This window comes from Massilia sp. Root133, from assembly GCF_001426525.1.
Lineage (GTDB): Bacteria > Pseudomonadota > Gammaproteobacteria > Burkholderiales > Burkholderiaceae_D > Telluria > Telluria orientalis.
On the sequence record NZ_LMEW01000012.1, the window covers coordinates 516269 to 534590 of the forward strand.

Sequence of the window (18322 nt, forward strand, 5' to 3'; positions counted from 1 at the left end):
CGGCTCACGCTGATCTGATCATCTCGCACTAGCGAGAACGATACCCGCATCGAAGTTCGATGCGGGTATTTTTATTTCCGCGCCGCATATACGCACACTCGCGGGCAAACTGTTGCCGCTGGCGTTAATGCTGACCTGAGCCTGCCGTTTGACGTGCGCCAAAGCCATTCCGGGTAGCGGGCTTACCCTGACTCGGATCGCCAGGGGTTGGCAGCACATTCCGACAGGCAAATCATGAGAGCTTCCTCTACGCAATGTATGGCGGCCGCCTTGCTGGCGCTCGCCTTAGGCGGATGCGCCCCCGTTATCCAGTTCCGCTCGCAGGACAAAGCGGGGACCGACGAACCCGCGCCGCCGACAGAAATGATCACGGAACAACTGATCACCGTGGAACGGCAGCAGCATCAGGACGTGGCCAACCAGGGCCTGGACGAGCTGCTCGTGCAGAATCCGGCGCCCTACGCGATCGGCAGCGGCGACGTGCTGTCCATCGTGGTCTGGGACCACCCTGAACTGGCCGGGACTGCCGTAAACGCGTCCCCTGGCGCACCCGATCCCAGCGGAGCGAACGCGGCGCCGCCGGGTTTCGTGGTCGACCATCTCGGGCGCATCCAGTTTCCGCTCATCGGCCTCGTGCCCGTCGAGGGCCTGACCGAGGAGGAGGCCCGCGCGGTCCTGACGAAGAAACTTTCCAGGTATCTTGCGGGCCCGAACGTCACGTTGCGGGTCCAGTCCTACCGCAGCAAGCGCGTGTACATCGACGGCGAGGTCAAGGCCCCCGGCCTGCAAGCCATCAACGACATCCCGATGACCCTCGTCGAGGCGCTCAACCGTGCCGGCGGCCTGCTGCCCACCGCCGACCAGAGCAGGATCGTCCTCGAGCGCAGCCAGCAGCGCTACCGCGTCAACCTGCGCGACCTCGTGCAGAAGGGCATCAATCCCGGACTGGTCATGCTCAAGCCGGGCGACGTGGTCCGCGTGCAATCGCGAGACGAAAGCAAGGTCTTCGTTTCCGGCGAGGTCATCACGCCCAAGGCGCTGACGATGCACGATGGGCGCCTCACCCTGAACGAGGCGCTCGGCGAGAGCGGCGGCATCAGTCCGCTGAGCGGCGACGCGCGGCAGGTCTACGTGGTGCGCAAGACGTCCGGCCGGACCCGCGTGTTCCGGCTCGACGCCCGCGAGGCCAGTTCGCTGGCGCTGGCCGAAGGCTTCGAATTGCAGCCCAAGGACATCGTCTACGTGGCAGCGACGCCCCTGGCTAACTGGAACCGGAACCTGAGCCTCCTGTTTCCGGGCGCACTGACGTCGGCCGTCAGCGCCACCACGCGGCCCTGAAACCCGCGCACACGAACGCACGCTTGATCACGCACACGGAACCCTGCAGGAGCATGACCATGAGCACCCTCGGCGAGTCGCATTCCCTGACACCTGTGGTCCATACGCCGCCTATCGTCAGCGTCCCTTTCGATCCGCGCGCGACAGCGGGTGGGGCAGACGACCCGCCTTTCGACCTCAAGAGCCACCTGCACACACTCTATGACAGCCGCTGGCTGATCGGCGGAATCACGGCCCTCATCACGCTGGCAGCCGTACTGTACGCGCTGCTTGCGATGCCGGTGTTCGAAGCGGACCTGCTGATCCACGTCGAGGAGGAAAGCCCGAACGCCACGAAGAACATCCTCAGCGAAGCGTCGTCGCTGTTCGAGACCAAGAAGGCAGCCATCGCCGAGATGGAGTTGCTGCGCTCGCGGATGGTCGTATCGCGCGCGATCGACAACCTGCAGCTGTACATCGACACGCAGCCGAAGTATTTCCCTGTCGCCGGATTCTGGTTCGCCAACCAGAACAGCGGCGCGCTGTCTGAACCGGGACTGTTCGGCTACGGCGGCTATGTCTGGGGTGGGGAAAGGGCCGAAGTTTCGCTTTTCGAGGTACCCGAGGCCTGGCTGGGCCGCGAGTTCGCACTGACGTCATTGGGGAGCGGGCGCTTCCGTTTTTCCGGCGGCGGGCAGCGCACCGTTTTCGACGGCATCGTCGGCCAGCGCTACCGCGTGCCGACGCCGGAGGGGACCATCGAGCTGAAGGTCGATCGGATCCAGGCGAAGGCCGGCGCGCGTTTCCGCCTGCGCCGCATCTCGAGGGTGGCCATGATCCAGGCGATCCAGAGCGCCCTCGTGATCTCGGAACAGGGCAAGCAGTCCGGCGTGATCGAGGTCAAGCTGCAGGGCGAGAATGCCCAGCGCACCTACGCGGTCCTGCGCGAGATCGGGCGCGAGTACATGCGCCAGAATCTGGCGCGCAAGACCGAGGAAGCGGAAAAGTCGCTGGCCTTCCTGAACCAGCAACTGCCGATCCTCAAGCGCCAGCTCGAGCAGGCCGAAGACCGCTACAACCAGTTCCGCAACACCCACGGCACCGTGGACCTGCAGGAAGAGGCCAAGGAAATGCTCGCGCAGGCGGCAGCGACGCGCACCCGCAGCCTCGACCTGATCCAGAAAAAAACAGAATTGCTGGGACGCTTCACGGAAGACCATCCGATCATCGCGACCATCAATCGCCAGCGCAAGGAAGCCCAGGCGGAAATCGATGACGTCAACGCGCGCATCAAGGCCTTGCCGGCACTGGAGCAGGAAGAAGCGCGACTGACCCGGGACATCAAGGTCAGCACGGACCTGTACACGGCACTGTCGAACACGGCCCAGCAGTTGCGACTGATTTCGGTGGGCCGGGTGAGCAACGTGCGCATGGTCGATGAGCCGGTGCCGCCCGAAAAGCCGCTCAAGCCGAACCGTCCCTTGATCGTCGCGCTCGCGGTGGTCACGGGGCTCTTGCTCGGCACCATGATCGCGTTTGCACGCAATGCGATGAAGGGCGGCATCGACGATCCGCAGAAGATCGAGCGCTTGCTGCATGCCCGTGTGGTCTATGCCACGATCCCGCACAGCAGCAACCAGGACAAGCTGATGCACAAGGCGCGGGGCGGCATGGAGCCCTTGCCTCTGCTGGCCCGTGTCATTCCCGGGGACGCCGCCGTGGAAAGCCTGCGCAGCTTCCGGGCTGCCCTGCAGTTCGCGATGCCCCACTTCAGGAACAACATCGTCATGTTCGCCGGGCCGACCCACGGCCTCGGCAGGTCCTTCGTGCTGACGAACTTCGCAGCCGTGATGGCGGCCAGCGGCAAGCGGGTGTTGCTGATCGATGCGGACTTCCGCAGCGGCCACCTGCACCGCTACTTCGGCGTCAGTCGCGACCAGGGATTGTCCAAGGCCATCAATGGATCGATGCGGATCGAAGACGTCGTGCACCACGAGGTCTTCGAGAATCTCGACTTCATCCCGACGGGCCCGTTGCCGCCGAACCGCTCGGACTTTTTGCTGCACGTGAATTTCAGCACGTTACTCGAAGCCGCCGGCGCCAACTACGACCTGGTGCTGATCGACACGCCGCCGGTCCTGCTGGCCTCCGACGCCCTCATCATCGGCAATCACGCCGGTGCCATATTCCTCCTCACGCGCGCGCGCGTCACGACCGACGCCGAGATCACGGAATCGATCAAGCGTCTGAACCATGCAGGCCTTTCGCCGCGCGGGGTGCTGTTCAACGACATGGCCTTGCGAATTGGCTCCGGTCGTACGCGATACATCGACGATGCGGCGCAGCTGGGCTACTCGGCCTAGCGCTTCGCGGCGCGAACCTTCAGCTGGCAGGACCAGAACCCAACCCGCCAGGCCAACGATGAAGACAATGATGCGAAGCCTGTTTGCAGCGTTCTCATTGGGGCGATCCCCGGGTTCGCACTTGAACCTGTCTGCCACCATTGGCGCGACCGTCGCCCGCCAGATCCTGTCAGGTTCCTTGTACTTTGCCGGGATGTGCATCACCGCGCGGCTGCTCGGGCCGGCGGGTAACGGGGTGCTGGCCACGGCAATGTTGCTGCCCCAGGCGCTGTACGCATTTCTCAACCTCGGCATGGGCGCGAGCCACGTGTACCACCTGAGCTCCGGTTCCGGCAATCCACGGCAGATGCGCGCCGCGAACTGGATTCTTGCAGCCCTGCTATGGGTGGTCGTCGCGCTGGTATTGGCGGCCGGCAGCGAGCAACGCATCGCCCGTTTCCTTCCAGGCATACACAAAGGCCTGGCCTTGTATGCCAGTCTCCTGTTCCCGCTGCTGCTGCTGGCAGGATGGTCATCGTCGATGATCCGGGGCCAGCGTGACTATCGCACCTACAACAGAACACTGTTGATCCACCCGTTCATTTTTTTCGCCATGGTTGCCTTATTGGGTCTGACCGGCAGCGTCAGCGTGGCGGCCGTGGTGACGTGCCACCTCATCGGCCAACTGTCGCTCTGGCTGATGAGCGAATCGCGGCTCGGGAAAATCGCGCCTGGCGCCACCGGCCAGTACCGATTGCGCGATGCGGTTGCGTTCGGGCTGCGCGCTCACGTCAGCAATGTCATCACCTTTCTTAACTACAGGCTCGCGTTGTATCTCGTCAGCTTCATGTTGGGCGCCACCGCGACTGGATTCTACGCACTGGCGGTACAGCTGGCGGAGATGCTGTGGCTTTTCTCGGGCGCCGCGTCGTCGATCGTGTACCCGGAATCGGCCGCCAACAGCAGGTCGCCGGAGGCGCTGGAAGCCATGGTGGCGAAAGTGGCGAAACTGGTGGTGCAGGTGACGTTGGCCGGCGCGCTGGCCGCTGCCGCCATCTCGTCGTTCGCAATCCCGCTCGCGTTCGGCAAGGATTTCCGGGGCAGTGTCGCACCGTTCATCATTCTGCTGCCGGGGATCGTCACCTGGAGCTATATGAGCATCGTATCGAATGCCCTTGCCGGGATGGGATTTCAAAGAGTGAATATCCAAGGCGCTATCTTGTGCCTGGTGATCAATGCCATCTGCGGCGTCCTCGCCATTCCAGTCATGGGAACGAGCGGTGCGGCACTCGCGTCGACGGTCGCGTTTTCGATCACTGCCCTGTATACCGTGGTCATGTACAGGAAAATCATGGCCGCGAAGCGGGCAGAGGCGAGTGGCGCGCGCACCGATGTCGAGACCTTTGTCGAGGGAGACGAGTGAATGAAACAGGAACGCATACTGGTGGTGACCACCTCTTACCCTTACGGCCGGAACGAAGCCTTCATCAAGGCCGAACTGGAATATCTTGCCCAGTGTTTCGCGCATGTCGAACTCGTGCCGGGTTTCTACCCGCGGGACGCCACGCCGCGCCCGACCTCGCTACCGGTCAACCACGATTACGCGAATGCGCGCTGGGGCGTGCAGCGACGCTTCAACGTGGTCGGTTCATTCCTGGGAGGGCTGTGGCGCTACGCGTGGCTCGACGATGCGCGGCGTGTCATGCGCGGCGCGCACCGCTGGGAGAACGTGAAGGAATTGGCGCGCGCCCTGTACCGCGCCCGCCTGTTCGAGCGCTTTCTGGTCGAGCAGGTTCGGTACGCGAACAAGAAAATCGACATCGTTTATTTTTATTGGATGTTCCCGGAAATCGCAGGAGCGATCCGTTTCCGGAATGTGTACCAGCCCTCGCTCAAGGTGGTGTCGCGAGCCCATCGCGGCGACTTGTACGAGGACAAGCGCAGCGGTGGCTATGCAGGCTTGCGGCAGGGGGTACTGGCCGGGATCGACGCTGTCTTCAGCATCTCCGAGCATGGCCGGGCCTACGTGGCGCGCGAGCATCCGGCGGCGGCTCGCAAGTGCTTCACCGCGCGCCTCGGCGTGGATGACCCCGGGTTCAGGAACGCGCAGCCGCATGAGGAAGCGCTCTCTGTCGTCTCGTGTTCCTTCGTCGTCGAGGAGAAGCGCCTGCACCTCATCGTCGATGCGCTTGCGCACCTGCTGGAGGCAGCACCATCGCTCAGTGTCCGGTGGACCCATATCGGGGACGGCGGGCTGTTCGAGGCGTTACAGGCATACGCCCAGTCGAAGCTGGGAGGAAGGCGCGCCGAGGTCGTGTTTACGGGCTACCTTGCGCAGGAAGACGTGATGAAGCTGTACCGGGAGCAAACCTTTGATGTGTTCGTCAACGTCAGTTCGAGCGAAGGGATCCCTGTCAGTCTCATGGAGGCGAGTTCGGTCGGCATTCCGATGGTGGCAACCGACGTCGGCGGCAACAGCGAAATCGTCAATGAAAGCAATGGCATCCTGATCCCGGCCGATCCGGACGTCGCGACCATCGCCGGTGCGCTTGCGCGCTTCCGCGACAGGGCGTCGGCTTTGGCATACCGGACGCGTGCGCGCGCCGATTGGCAGGAAAAATATAGCGCCGCCCACAATTACCCGCAGTTCGGCCAATCCCTGGTCGACATCGCATCCCGTCCGTGAATGCGCGCGCCGAGCCGTCCGCGGGCTTCAATCGGCGCGAAAGGTCGGGGCGACGGGCGTGCGGGCGGGGCGCTGCAGCAGCATGCGCTTGAGCAGCCGCCGAATCTGGTAAGTGTGCGATTCGAACAGCCGGTATGACAAATAGGCACCCACAAGCAATGTGGCCAGCATGGCCAGATAGAGCGCGAAGTGCAGCGGCTCGTGCGGCGACAGCTCGCGCAGCCCCCAGCGCTTCAATGTCCAATGCTGCAGCAGGCCGATCAGCGGCACGTGCAGGACATAGAGACTGAAGGAGAATTCCGCGAAAAAGCTGCCGATCCTGGTGAGGCGGGGCCGCAGCCTGGACGTTGCGGCGGCCTTGAATTGCAGGCTCGACAAAAGCACCAGGAACACCAGGCTGCACCCGAGGTCCGGCAGCAGGTTGGCAAGGGTGAACGCGTTCATGTCGCCGGTCAGCCGATAATACGCCCACAGCGCGGCGACCAGTATCAGCCAGCCCGTACGCTGCCCGGTGCTGCACTCGATCCTGATCCGCGAGAACGCCACGCCCAGCAACCAGATCACGAAGTAGCCGACGATCGCGGCAGGCAATAGGGCTGCCAGCACGAGAAGCGTCGCACCGCACGCGACGCGCAGGACGCGGCCGGGCGCGCGCAACAGCACGACCAGGAGCGGAAACAGGATGTAATACCAGGTCTCGTTGGCGAGGCTCCAGAGTGGGAAGTTGCCGCCGAACGCAGGCACGGCGATGGTCTGCAAGCCGACCAGGTTGGCGCCGAACACCACGGCGGAGTAATCGTTGGCAAGATGAAAATCGACGTCTTGCGCATCCACGATCCCGGTGGCGAAACCGAACAGCAGTGTCAGCACGAAGGTCGGCATCAGCACCGTCCACAGACGCGTTACACGGTCGATCGCATAGCTGGCTATCGCGTTGGGCTGCCGGATCTTGTCGAGCAGGCTGCCCCCCACCAGCCAGCCACTGATGACGAAAAACACCAGTACCGCGTGGTGCGCAAAGCCGGTAGCGAACGTGAATCCTTTGAACCAGATCGATGGATCCACAACCGTACGCATGCCCGGGTATACGTCCGCGCGCAGGTGCGCGGCGGCAACCTCGATCGCAGCCAGCCCGCGCAACAGCGAAATCACGACCGAATGCCAGCAGTCATCGCCGGCCTGACTGTGTGCCTGGAATGTGATTCTCGGCATTTTATTGATTGCCATGATTCATTTCCTTTTGGGAGCTATGCGACTGGTTCTCTATCGGACGATATCGATGCCGGCAATTAGCGTTATTGATGCTGCATAAAGCTAAATCACATTAAAACACGAGAAAATACTCCGGCCTCGACTTTTTAAGTTCGCTCAATGGAATAGAAGAAAAATTCGGTAAATAGTCGGATTGGTTACGATTGATGCTAATCAGTTTGTGCGGTCTTAAAAATATGATAATCGCACCTGTTGTTCGATCGTCGTGCTGGATTACCAGGTGTCGAAACGATGCGCATTCTTTACGTCAATCATTATGCGGGTTCGCCGCACTATGGCATGGAATACCGGCCGTATTACCTGGCACGAGAATGGGTGCGCACGGGGCACGATGTGCAGATTATTGCAGCTTCCCAATCTCACATCCGAAGCCGGCAGCCTCGACTGGCAGGCCAGGACGGCCTGCCCGAGACCATCGACGGTATTCAATACACATGGCTTGAGACGCCGGCGTATTGCGGTAACGGCATTGGACGGGTGCGCAATATGGCTTCCTTTGTCAGCCGTTTATATTTCGAGAGCAAGCGAATTGCCGCATCGTTCAAACCGGATGTGGTCATTGCGTCGAGCACCTATCCAATGGACATTTGGCCCGCGCGCCGGATAGCAAAATTGGCCGGTGCGAAACTCATCTTCGAAATACATGACTTATGGCCGCTGACGCCAATGGAACTGGGGCGGATGTCGAAATGGCATCCCTTCATCATGCTGGTGCAAGCCGCAGAGGACTATGCCTATCGTCATGCGGATACGGTCGTGTCCATGCTTCCGAAAGTGCATGACTACGTGGAATCCCGCGGGGTACCGCGTGACAGATTGCACATCGTCCCGAATGGCGTCGATCCGCGGGAGTGGACGACAGGGGGCGCCGCACTCCAGGCAAGCGTCGAGGCGGCACTTTCCGCTATCAGGGATGCAGGAAACTTCGTGGTTGGCTACGCAGGCACTCATGGCGTATCGAACTCGCTGCACACGTTGCTTGATGCCGCAGCACTTATGCGCGACGACAAAGTGGTTTTTGTGCTGGTCGGAGGCGGTCCGGAAAAAGCGGACTTGCAGCGCCGGGCGCAGGTAGAGCAGTTGCAAAACGTTCGTTTCATCGATCCGATCGCCAAGGAGCAGATTCCGGCACTGCTTCGACGTTTCGACATTGCGTATATCGGCTGGCAACGCCAATCTCTCTACCGCTTCGGTATCGCGCCAAACAAACTGATGGATTACATGATGGCTGCCCGCCCGGTATTGCACGCCGTCGAGGCGGGTAACGATCCGGTCGGCGACGCGGGATGCGGTTTGACGGTCGTACCGGAAAATCCGGCAGTCGTCGCGCAAGGCATCCGGGATCTGCTGGCTTTGAGTCCCGGCGAGCGTCAAGCCATGGGGCTATGCGGCAAGCGTTTTGTCATGGAGAACCATATTTATCCAATCCTGAGCGAACGTTTTCTGGCTGCCTGCAGTGCCTGAAAGGCAGGCCGTGCGTATTGCCGATCGATGAGGCGCGAAATGTCAAAAGCCGACATTTTATTTAAAAGAGCATTTGATATCGTTGCATCGCTTGCGGGGGTGCTGTTGCTCGCGCCAGTCATCGTCTTATGTTGGCTTGCGGCGACAATTGATACTCGGAGTAATGGCTTTTTTATACAAAAGCGTATTGGACGCCATGGTCGCGTCATCCGTGTTTGTAAAATCAAGACGATGTATCCGAGCGACACCCAGCGCAGTCCCATCGCATCCAGAAATCTCGCTTCGATTTCGCAATCCGGCCGGTTTCTCAGGAAATACAAACTCGATGAGTTGCCTCAGCTGTTTAATGTTCTGGCTGGAAGCATGAGCCTTGTCGGCCCCAGGCCGGATGTGCCTGGGTATGCAGACCGTCTGCAGGGTGAGGACCGCATCATTCTCTCATTGCGGCCAGGAATTACCGGCCCGGCATCCATCAAATACAAGGATGAGGAGGTCATATTGGCGGCGGTCGATGATCCAGAGACGTATAACGACCGGATCATCTGGCCAGACAAGGTAAGAATAAACCGGGAGTATTTCAATAATTATTCCCTGCTGCGCGATCTTCGCTATATTTTTCACACCATTTTCGGATAAGGTCATGAGTACTTCATGCGCTACCTGGCCAAGCTTCTCACTCGAGGAAGCAACCGCTGTCAGGAATGTCATCCTGTCGAATAAGGTCAATTATTGGACGGGCACGGAATGCCGGGAGTTCGAAAAGGAATTTGCGGCATGGGTCGGGACCCGGTACGCCGTCGCGCTGTCGAACGGTACGCTCGCGCTGGACGTGGCTCTCAAGGCACTCCGCATATCGCCGGGCGACGAAGTGATCGTGACGCCAAGAACCTTCCTGGCTTCCGCGAGTTGCATCGTCAATGCGGGCGCGATTCCCGTGTTCGCTGATGTCGACCGGGACAGCCAGAATATTACGGCCGAGACCATCCGGGCCGTGCTGACACCACGTACCAGGGCCATCATCTGCGTACACCTGGCGGGCTGGCCATGTGACATGGACCCTATCATGGAGCTTGCCCAGGAACGCGGCATCTTCGTGATCGAGGATTGTGCCCAGGCCCACGGCGCGCGCTACAAGGGGCGGATGGTGGGGGGCATCGGACACATCGGCGCCTGGTCGTTCTGCCAGGACAAGATCATGACCACGGGCGGGGAGGGCGGCATGGTGACCACCAATTCCCGCCAATGGTGGACTACCATGTGGTCGTACAAGGATCATGGCAAGTCGTGGGAGGCCATGTACGAACGTCAGCATCCCCCTGGCTACCGTTGGGTACACGAGTCCTTTGGTACCAATTGGCGGATGTTGGAAATCCAGGCCGTTATCGGGCGTATCCAGCTCCAGCACATGCCCATGTGGACGTCCCGACGGCAGGCGAATGCATCGAGGATCGCTGCGACATGCCGGGAATTCGCGGCATTGCGGGTGCCCGTCGTGCCGGCTGACGTGCAGCACGCCTTCTACAAGTTTTACGTGTTTGTGGAGCCCGAGAAATTGGCAGGCGGCTGGACGCGTGACCGGATCATCGAGGAAATCTCTGCAAGAGGTGTCCCGTGCGTGCAAGGCACGTGTTCCGAACTCTATCTGGAGAAGGCTTTCGATAACACAGGCTACCGCCCGACGAACCGGTTGCCGGTCGCGAAGGCGTTGGGCGAGACAAGCCTGATGTTCGTCGTACACCCATCGCTGAGCGAGCAGGATATGCAGAAGACCTGTCGGGTCATCCGGGAAGTCATCACCATGGCGGAAGGCGCGGCATTGCCAGCGAGTCCATGATGGCGTGGATGTATGTCATCGATATCGGCCATACGGCGGTGATGGTGCCAACGGCGGGTGCGATCGCTGTCTGGCTCATCTGCGGCCGGGCGTGGAAGCTGGCGTCATGCTGGTGCCTGATCTTTGCCGCCGGCCTGGGGCTGGTTGCCCTGTCCAAGCTTGCCTTCCTCGGGTGGGGGCTGTATGTGCCTTCGCTTGGTTTCAAGGCGCTCAGCGGTCACGCGTGGCGGACAGCGGCAGTACTGCCCGTTCTGTTGTTCGTGCTTTTGCAGAGCGCCCCTGGCCGCTGGCGCGAACGCGGATTCGCGGCCGGTGTGGCGCTCAGCATTGGTCTCGGCGCACTGCTCATCCTGTTCAGGTTCCATACGGCTTCGGAGGTTCTGGCGAGCCTGGTGCTCGGCGTCGCTGCCGGCCGTGTGTTTGTACGTCTGTCGGCGACACTGCCGGCGCCCGGTGCAAATCGCCAGACCGTGGCGATGAGTTTGCTTACTTTCTTTTTTATCTGCAGTGTAAAGCCGTCCACGATCAACCACCGGCTGGTCGACGTCGCGCTCTATTTCTCCGGGCGTGACCAGCCATATCGATGGACCAGCGGTGTAGACGCGTGTGCCGCTCGGCAGCCGCGAGCACAGCAAGGTGCGTCGAAAGTGGGCTTGCACAGTCCCGGTTAATGTCCGGCAGCCCCAATGCTGTACGCCCCGAGCTCTGCTCGCGTTTCGTGGGAAGAAGCGGTGGCGTATTTGCGGATGGCCGGCGAGCTTTTCCGCAAACGATAATCACCGGTGCCGTCAGCCTGATAATTCACGAATTCGGGATCAGCTGAGATGGTGCCGCTGATGTGGCCGGCCGCGCGCACACTGGTTCCGCTCAAGTACACCAGGTTATCGATGTAGCGGTTGTTGGCGCCGACCTTGCCGACTTCGATAATGCCGTAGGTGATGTTGTCGTAGATGATGTTGTTTGCGACGTAATTGTTTTCTGAACCGTTCGGCAAGGTGCCGGCGTCGCCACCGCCGATGAGTATGCCGATTTTGCAGCCGAAGACCGTGTTGTGCACAATGGTTGAATCCGTGGCGCCATGCCACTGTTGAATACCTGCCAGCGCAACGCCGGACACGATGTTGTCGACGACCGTATTCTTCGGGTTGGCGATGTAGATTCCCTGCACCGTGTTGCACTTGCCAATCATCGAATGGCCGATATTCCTGACCACGTTCCCTTTGATCAGTACGTTGCCATCACCACCGTTGGTATCGATCGCGGCGCCGCCATTACCGGTGCACCCGCCGCTGACCGTCAGCTCGTGAATGAAGTTATTCGCGATCGTGAGATTCGTGCCGTCTGCCAGAATGCCGTGCCGCCCGGTGCCGCTGATGTCGAAACCTTCGATATCGACATGGCTTCCTTTTGAATGCCAGGCGATGCCGGTTCCCGACGCGATGATTTTTGCACCCCATTTGACGTCTGATATGAATTTGAGCCGAGCGGAGGAGGTGCCGCTGCGCAGCGTGCTGATGCCAGCGCTGTCCGCGCGTGGCGCGGAGACCCTGTACTCGCCGGGCGCCACATGGATCGTGTAGCCCGGAGCAGCGGCGGCATCGGCACGTCCGATCGTCAGGAAGGGCGCGTCTTTCGTTCCAGGGTTCGAGTCGGCGCCATGGGGGGCCACGTACAGCTGTCTGGTGTCGGCACAGGAGGCGAGCAGGGCAGCGAAGCTGATGAGTGAAACCATGCGCGCAGCCACTTGACGCTGCAGGTCGCCGCCGGCCCGGGCTCCGTGACGGTTCGGCACATGGCTTGGCTTTTCGTAGGGTGTGGACTTTCTCATGCGTACCTCCGTGGTGTCCGCCGACGGCGCGCTGGCACAGCGTCGGTGGTTCAGGCAAGCTCGTCCGATAGACGTTTCACGATCCGGGTCGCCGCGTCCCCCACGCCATAAGGAGCAATGTCTTTGCCGGTAAGTCCAAGGCTCGCTTGCAGGGAATGCAGCACGGAAGCGGCATCGACTGGTGGCGTCAGCCGGTTCCATCCGGCATCCACCAACTCCGTCCACTCGGTCTCATCCCGTAAGGTCACGCAGGGAACACCATAGAAGAAGGCTTCCTTTTGGACGCCACCGGAATCGGTAGCAATGATCGCAGCGTATTTCTCCAGCTGCACCATCGGCAGATAGCCCAGTGGATCCAGCACGACCACTGCGTTTTGCAAGGCCTTCAATTTGCCCTGTTTCGCGAGAGTGCTGCGCGTACGGGGGTGCAGGGGTAGTACGACGTCGATATCGCTGGCGAAACGCGAAAGGGCTTCGACTATCGTTGTCAGCCTGGCGGGATCGTCGGTGTTCTCTGCCCGGTGTATGGTGGCCAGGCAATACTCGCCTGCCCGGACACCGTGCTCGTCCCGCAGCCGCCCCAGTACACCCCCGTCGGGCGTGACCCGTGCGCCATGCCGAAGCGCGACATCGAGCATGACGTCGCCGACTTGATGAATACGATCGGCACTGGCGCCTTCGCTCAGTAAATGCACGCCCGCCTCATGGTTTGGCGTGAACAGCCAGCGCGAGACCCGGTCCGTAAGCATGCGGTTGACCTCCTCCGGAGATCTCATGTTGAATGAACGCAAACCTGCTTCGACATGCGCGACCGGGATATGTAGCTTGACCGCCGCCAATGATGCTGCAAGTGTGGAATTGGTATCGCCATATACCAGGACGGCATCAGGCTTCTCTAGCAACAATATAGTCTCAATGTCGATCAACATGCGTCCAGTCATGTCGCCATGGGTACCGCCGTGGATCCCGCACTGATAAGCGGGCGGCTTCATGCCCAGCTCGGCGAAAAATACATCCGACATGTTGGCGTCGAAGTGCTGGCCGGTGTGCACGACGGTCTCGCAAAGCTGGCCGGATTCGGCAAGGACGGCCGAGACCGCACTCGCCTTGATGAATTGGGGGCGAGCGCCGATCACTGTGACGATTTTCTTTGTATTCATGAGCTTTCTTTGCTTACCGGTTGAATGCGGGGTGCCGCTTACCACGTCACAGCTTCATAAAAGCGGAAAAGATTGTCCTTGGTGTTTTCCTTCCAGTTCGTTTCGAATTGCCGTGGGTGGGTCACGAGGCAGAGGCTGCGGTGTGCGGAGACGACGTTCAGGGGCGAGGTCGGCCAGTAATATTGTGGAGGCGGACGGTCCACGATATACATGTCGATATGGTCGAGCAGGCTGCGGTCGTAGGCCTCGCACTCGATGCCACATTCTTCGCGCAGTTGCTGGTCCGCGAGGATTTCCGTATTGTTCACCTTCAGGCGGCGGTTCGCGAAGTCACCATGGCCGGCAACGGTGCGGAGTTTTTTTCCAAGCTGCTGTTCGAACCACTGGAAGTTCTTGCGGAAGACATTTCTGATTTCCGGGAGTCGATCCCGCACGAGGGCAGGATCCTTGATCTTGTTCTTCTTGGCGAAAGAGGCCACTTCTTCGTAGTGGTAGCTGGCCTCGCTGCCGTAATCTTCGATTTCACGCATCAGGCCAAAGTCAAGCGTGGACAGTCTGAAGTAATAGCTCGCCTTGACGCCATATTTCTTTTCCATCTCGAATAGTTTCCTGGTCGTGCGCAGGTCCGTATCGATGTCATGCCGATGCACGATGAATGTCGAGGCCGCTGAAGCGCCGGCCCGCGTACGGTCGAGGAAATCGCGGATCGAGGTCTGGAGGTAGCCGGCATCCCTGGCGGCACAAATCAGCTTTTCGTGCGTACGCAGGCGCGACGGCATCCCGTAATCGCTATAGATACGCCTTAGTAATGGAGTCATTGGAGTGAATATTTTGCGCGATAGGGTTCGAAACCGAGCATCGTCTTGAAGGTCCTGAGCCCGGGACTGGCACCGAAGAACGTGTCATACATGAGGTAGCCGTAGGCGTGGCTTTCGATCATCCGGCAGATAATTTCCGTTACCATCAGGTGCATGGCGCCGTCATTGTTGCGCAGGCCGAGCAGGCGGTCGAAGGCGACAAAATTGCCGAAAAAACCAATGTCACTGTAGGCCGTCAATTTCCCGGCGGAGTTCAACACACCGAAATATTTGTAGTTCTTCTCTGGGCTGAAGTGCGTCTGTTTTTGCCGGTATGCGTCGGCCATCGGCCGGCCCTGGCGCTGATCGAGCGAGGTGTTGATTTCATGGATGTCCTCGACGAACACGTTCCTGTCGATCTCGACGACCGAGTAACCACGTGACCTGGCTTTCCTGGCGTAGGATCCCGCCGAGTTACGCCCTTTCATATTCGCCATATACTCGTCGGGGTCCGCGAAGCGCTTCAGGTCGACGAGTGCCGCACCTAACGATTTATTCTGGAAGATCTTGTACCTCGGGTGAGGCTTGGTGAAATGGGCGTGCATGCGCCGTACGCTGTCCGGATTCAGATCCAGGCGGAATTCGAGGCGTGCGACCGGAAGCTTGCTGATGTCGAGGGCCAGGTTAAACAGCTGCGACAGCTTGCTTGTCATGGGATATCGCTCCGTAGAAGTCGGTCAGCCTGTTTGCCTCGACAGTCCAGTTGTACTTTTCCAGCACAGCCCGGCGGCCGTTTTCGCCCATCGCCCTCGCGGCCTGCGGATGGGTCACGACGTAATCTATCGCGGCTGCGATCGCTTCGGGATCGAGTGGGTCGACGCAGATCCCGCATCGATTGCCTTCGATGATGTCGCGCCAGAGCGGGAAATTCGAGGCGATCACCGGAATACCGGACGACATGTACTCGAACATCTTGGTCGGGTGGGAATCCAGGTGGTTCGGCAGCGGATGGAACGTCACGATGCCTGCGATCGAACGTTTCAACACCTCGCGCACGCCCTGGCGGTCGAGGTACCCATGGGCATTCACGCGGCGCCATCCAGGGTTCGCCTTCACTTCCGCCTCGACGGAGGGTTCGGAAAATGTCCCCACCAGGTTCACCCGCGCCGCCGAGGCCAGCAATTCGCCCGCCTGGACCAGCTCGCGGATGCCGCGAATACTGCCGATACCGCCGACATAGCAGACCTCGGCCTCCTTGTTTTCCCAGGGGCCGTCACTGTCGAGTTCCCCCTCCATGGGGAAATTGTTCACGTCGACAGTAAGAGGATGAATCTTGAGAAAATTTTCTCTAATAAAAGGAGTTGCCGTGATGATCCCGTCGAAGCGCGAGCAGGCGTGACGCTCCACGGCCAGATAGGTAGAGGACAGCAGCCTGCGCGACAGCGGTCCCAGGTAGGGCTTGCCCAGCAGTTGGCGCGCAACATCTTCATGCGAATCGAAGATCACTTTCTTGCCGCGCCGCTTGAGCCGCAATCCCACGAGGAACAGCTCGGGATCGTGCAATTGATAGATATCGGCATCGAGCGCAATTGCCTTGTCGCCGACGCGGCGGGTGGTCCGCAGGATGCGCTTGACGCGGCCACCCGGGAGGCCGACGTCGGCGATCGCTACCCCATCCCGCTGGTCGTCGCCCAGGCCGTCGGCAACGACCAGCGTCACGTCATACCCGTGTGCGACCAGCGTCCGACACTGCTTGATGAAGATACGCGTGTCGTTGCGAGGATGGGCCGACGTGAGATGAACGACCTTGCACATTGTGAGGCATCCTTTGCTGAACAGCCTTACTCCGGCAATGCCACGGGTTCCACGCTGCTGCGCCGGCTGATGCCAGCCGCGTCCAGCAATACCGTTGCAACGTGTTGCGCACTCGCCGTCGACAGGTATGGGCCCATCGGCAGGCTCATCACTTTTCCGGCCATCTCGACGGCAACGGGGCAGGCATCCGCCCCACCCGGCGATGCATAGGCAGGCTGGCGGTGGATGGGGACGGGATAATGGATGGCGGTCGGAATTCCGGCCCGGTGCAGCGCCGCCTGCAGCGCATCGCGCTGTTCCACGACCACCGTGTACTGGGCGTAGACGCTGGTCCGGTCGTCCCGCCGGCCGACCGGACGAACCCCCATGTCCTTGCCGAGCAACAGCGCATCGTAGGCGGAGGCGGCGCGCTGGCGCTGCTGCAGTTCCCAATCGAACAGCTCCAGCTTGGCCAGCACGATCGCGCACTGCAGGGTATCCATGCGGCCGCCGACGCCGATGCGGGTGTGCACATAGCGCTTCGACTGGCCGTGCACGCGGATCTCACGCATGGCCTTGGCCAGCTCGTCGTCACTGGTGAACAGGGCGCCCCCGTCGCCATAGCAGCCGAGCGGCTTGCTGGGAAAGAAGCTGGTGCAGCCGACGCCGGAAAGGTTGCAACTCTGCCTGCCGCGGTAGGTGGCGCCGAAGCTCTGGGCGGCATCCTCGATGACGGCAAGGCCGTGGCGCACGGCAATCCCGTTGATCTCGTCCATGTCGGCCGGCTGCCCGTACAGCGACACGGGGATGATTGCCCGGGTGCGCGCCGTGATCTTCTCTTCGATCAGCGCGGGGGCGAGATTGCAGGTGACCGGATCGATGTCCACGAACACCGGGGTCGCGCCGAGCAGCACGATGGCCTCGGCGGTGGCAATGAACGTGAACGGGGTCGTGATCACTTCGTCGCCGCGGCCCACGCCGAGCGCCATCAGCGCAATCAGCAGCGCTTCGGTACCCGAGGCCACGGTGATGCAGTGGCGGGCGCCCGCAAACTGGGCCAGGCGAGCCTCGAGTTCGCCCACTTCGGGGCCCATGATGTACTGACCATGGTCGAGGACGGCCTGGATGCGGCCGTTGATCAGGGCGCGCGATGCCTGGTATTGGGACTTGAGGTCGATGAATTTCATGGTAGTCGGTCCGTTCGCGAGTCGGGGCGGTTCAGAGTCGGGAGAGGGCGGAAACGAGGCTGCAGACGCCGTCGACGAGGACGTACGATTCGCCGGTGTGCGGGCAGACCGCCTCGCCGTTGCCGGCCGTCGGCAGCGGCAGGCGTTCGCCGAAACGGCTGATCCAGCCGACCTGGCGCGCCGGCACCCCGGCCATCAAGGCGAAGTCGGGCACGTCGTGCTTGACCACGGCGCCGGCGCCGATGAAGGCGTAGGCGCCGATCGTCGCGCCGCAGACGATGGTGGCGTTGGCGCCGATGCTGGCGCCGCGCCTGACCAGCGTGCGCCGGTAATGATCCTTGCGGACGATGCCGGAACGCGGGTTGTAGACGTTCGTGAACACCATGCTGGGGCCGCAGAACACCTCGTCCTCGAGCGTCACGGCGTCGTAGACGGAGACGTTGTTCTGGATCTTGACGCGGTCGCCGATGACGACGTCATTGCCCACGAAGACGTTCTGGCCGAGCGAGCAGCCGGCGCCGATGCGGGCGCCGCCGCAGACATGCGAGAAGTGCCAGACCCGGGTGCCGGGTCCGAGCACGGCGCCATCGTCGACGATCGCGCTCGGGTGGATGTCCTTGCTGTCGATGGGAGCGTTCATG

Annotated in this window: 16 protein-coding genes; 8 read left to right on the forward strand and 8 right to left on the reverse strand. The window is 61.1% G+C overall.

What is annotated here, in order from left to right; translation table 11 throughout:
• Nucleotides 1-363: 363 nt before the first annotated feature.
• The 4 genes from ASD28_RS12975 to ASD28_RS12990 all read left to right on the forward strand — a co-directional run bounded on the left by ASD28_RS12975 (nucleotide 364) and on the right by ASD28_RS12990 (nucleotide 6345).
• Complete coding sequence (locus ASD28_RS12975; protein ID WP_229412349.1) at nucleotides 364-1338, forward strand: polysaccharide biosynthesis/export family protein; 975 nt, start codon at nucleotides 364-366, stop codon at nucleotides 1336-1338.
• Between the two features lie 59 nt (nucleotides 1339-1397).
• Nucleotides 1398-3680 carry a polysaccharide biosynthesis tyrosine autokinase gene (locus ASD28_RS12980; protein ID WP_056128013.1) on the forward strand — a complete coding sequence of 761 codons (2283 nt, stop codon included), beginning with the start codon at nucleotides 1398-1400 and terminating at the stop codon, nucleotides 3678-3680.
• A 121-nt stretch (nucleotides 3681-3801) separates the two neighbouring features.
• A complete protein-coding gene (locus ASD28_RS12985; protein ID WP_160408644.1) occupies nucleotides 3802-5082 on the forward strand; it encodes a lipopolysaccharide biosynthesis protein in 1281 nt (426 codons plus the stop codon).
• Nucleotides 5083-6345, forward strand: a complete 1263-nt coding sequence (locus ASD28_RS12990) for a glycosyltransferase (protein WP_056128018.1) — start codon at nucleotides 5083-5085, stop codon at nucleotides 6343-6345.
• Between the two features lie 27 nt (nucleotides 6346-6372).
• On the opposite strand, the gene ASD28_RS12995 is transcribed toward ASD28_RS12990, so the two are convergent.
• Nucleotides 6373-7572, reverse strand: a complete 1200-nt coding sequence (locus ASD28_RS12995; RefSeq protein ID WP_056128021.1) for an acyltransferase — start codon at nucleotides 7570-7572, stop codon at nucleotides 6373-6375.
• 276 nt (nucleotides 7573-7848) lie between these two features.
• On the opposite strand from ASD28_RS12995, the gene ASD28_RS13000 reads away from it, so the two are divergent.
• From ASD28_RS13000 to ASD28_RS13015, 4 genes are read left to right on the forward strand one after another with little or no spacing between them, the layout of a single operon-like run.
• Nucleotides 7849-9081, forward strand: a complete 1233-nt coding sequence (locus ASD28_RS13000) for a glycosyltransferase family 4 protein (protein WP_056128023.1) — start codon at nucleotides 7849-7851, stop codon at nucleotides 9079-9081.
• Between the two features lie 39 nt (nucleotides 9082-9120).
• Complete coding sequence (locus ASD28_RS13005) at nucleotides 9121-9717, forward strand: sugar transferase (protein ID WP_056128027.1); 597 nt, start codon at nucleotides 9121-9123, stop codon at nucleotides 9715-9717.
• A gap of 4 nt (nucleotides 9718-9721) precedes the next feature.
• A complete protein-coding gene (locus ASD28_RS13010) occupies nucleotides 9722-10915 on the forward strand; it encodes a DegT/DnrJ/EryC1/StrS aminotransferase family protein (RefSeq protein ID WP_056128030.1) in 1194 nt (397 codons plus the stop codon).
• An 8-nt stretch (nucleotides 10916-10923) separates the two neighbouring features.
• Nucleotides 10924-11586: a membrane-associated phospholipid phosphatase gene (locus tag ASD28_RS13015; protein ID WP_156404040.1), complete on the forward strand. Its 663-nt coding sequence runs from the start codon at nucleotides 10924-10926 to the stop codon at nucleotides 11584-11586.
• Here the strand turns inward: ASD28_RS13015 and ASD28_RS13020 are convergent.
• The 7 genes from ASD28_RS13020 to ASD28_RS13050 are packed head-to-tail and all read right to left on the reverse strand — an operon-like array spanning nucleotide 11583 to nucleotide 18321.
• Nucleotides 11583-12743, reverse strand: a complete 1161-nt coding sequence (locus tag ASD28_RS13020) for a DUF1565 domain-containing protein (protein WP_082577735.1) — start codon at nucleotides 12741-12743, stop codon at nucleotides 11583-11585. The genes ASD28_RS13015 and ASD28_RS13020 overlap by 4 nt on opposite strands.
• A gap of 50 nt (nucleotides 12744-12793) precedes the next feature.
• A complete protein-coding gene (wecB, locus tag ASD28_RS13025) occupies nucleotides 12794-13903 on the reverse strand; it encodes a non-hydrolyzing UDP-N-acetylglucosamine 2-epimerase (RefSeq protein ID WP_056128042.1) in 1110 nt (369 codons plus the stop codon).
• A gap of 38 nt (nucleotides 13904-13941) precedes the next feature.
• Nucleotides 13942-14682 carry a hypothetical protein gene (locus ASD28_RS13030; RefSeq protein WP_229412350.1) on the reverse strand — a complete coding sequence of 247 codons (741 nt, stop codon included), beginning with the start codon at nucleotides 14680-14682 and terminating at the stop codon, nucleotides 13942-13944.
• Between the two features lie 35 nt (nucleotides 14683-14717).
• Nucleotides 14718-15413 (reverse strand): hypothetical protein, encoded by a 696-nt coding sequence (locus ASD28_RS13035; protein WP_056128048.1) that lies wholly within the window; start codon nucleotides 15411-15413, stop codon nucleotides 14718-14720.
• On the reverse strand, nucleotides 15385-16515 hold the full coding sequence (locus ASD28_RS13040) for a glycosyltransferase family 4 protein (protein ID WP_056128051.1): 1131 nt from the start codon (nucleotides 16513-16515) through the stop codon (nucleotides 15385-15387). Before ASD28_RS13040 ends, ASD28_RS13035 begins: the two co-directional genes overlap by 29 nt.
• A 26-nt stretch (nucleotides 16516-16541) precedes the next feature.
• Nucleotides 16542-17681, reverse strand: coding sequence for a DegT/DnrJ/EryC1/StrS aminotransferase family protein (locus ASD28_RS13045; RefSeq protein ID WP_056128055.1), 1140 nt, complete (start codon nucleotides 17679-17681; stop codon nucleotides 16542-16544).
• 31 nt (nucleotides 17682-17712) lie between these two features.
• Nucleotides 17713-18321, reverse strand: coding sequence for an acyltransferase (locus tag ASD28_RS13050; protein WP_056128057.1), 609 nt, complete (start codon nucleotides 18319-18321; stop codon nucleotides 17713-17715).
• Nucleotide 18322 lies beyond the last annotated feature (1 nt).

Bases quoted from the DNA above. Each gene is read 5' to 3' on its own strand.
- ASD28_RS13030 (WP_229412350.1), bottom strand. From the start codon at position 14,682: ATGCCGTCGCGCCTGCGTACGCACGAAAAGCTGATTTGTGCCGCCAGG.
- ASD28_RS13045 (WP_056128055.1), bottom strand. From the start codon at position 17,681: ATGAAATTCATCGACCTCAAGTCCCAATACCAGGCATCGCGCGCCCTG.
- ASD28_RS13050 (WP_056128057.1), bottom strand. From the start codon at position 18,321: ATGAACGCTCCCATCGACAGCAAGGACATCCACCCGAGCGCGATCGTC.
- ASD28_RS12995 (WP_056128021.1), bottom strand. From the start codon at position 7,572: ATGGCAATCAATAAAATGCCGAGAATCACATTCCAGGCACACAGTCAG.
- ASD28_RS13010 (WP_056128030.1), top strand. From the start codon at position 9,722: ATGAGTACTTCATGCGCTACCTGGCCAAGCTTCTCACTCGAGGAAGCA.
- ASD28_RS13015 (WP_156404040.1), top strand. From the start codon at position 10,924: ATGTATGTCATCGATATCGGCCATACGGCGGTGATGGTGCCAACGGCG.
- ASD28_RS12975 (WP_229412349.1), top strand. From the start codon at position 364: ATGATCACGGAACAACTGATCACCGTGGAACGGCAGCAGCATCAGGAC.
- ASD28_RS12990 (WP_056128018.1), top strand. From the start codon at position 5,083: ATGAAACAGGAACGCATACTGGTGGTGACCACCTCTTACCCTTACGGC.
- ASD28_RS12980 (WP_056128013.1), top strand. From the start codon at position 1,398: ATGAGCACCCTCGGCGAGTCGCATTCCCTGACACCTGTGGTCCATACG.
- ASD28_RS13035 (WP_056128048.1), bottom strand. From the start codon at position 15,413: ATGACAAGCAAGCTGTCGCAGCTGTTTAACCTGGCCCTCGACATCAGC.
- ASD28_RS13020 (WP_082577735.1), bottom strand. From the start codon at position 12,743: ATGAGAAAGTCCACACCCTACGAAAAGCCAAGCCATGTGCCGAACCGT.
- ASD28_RS13005 (WP_056128027.1), top strand. From the start codon at position 9,121: ATGTCAAAAGCCGACATTTTATTTAAAAGAGCATTTGATATCGTTGCA.
- ASD28_RS13040 (WP_056128051.1), bottom strand. From the start codon at position 16,515: ATGTGCAAGGTCGTTCATCTCACGTCGGCCCATCCTCGCAACGACACG.
- wecB (WP_056128042.1), bottom strand. From the start codon at position 13,903: ATGAATACAAAGAAAATCGTCACAGTGATCGGCGCTCGCCCCCAATTC.
- ASD28_RS13000 (WP_056128023.1), top strand. From the start codon at position 7,849: ATGCGCATTCTTTACGTCAATCATTATGCGGGTTCGCCGCACTATGGC.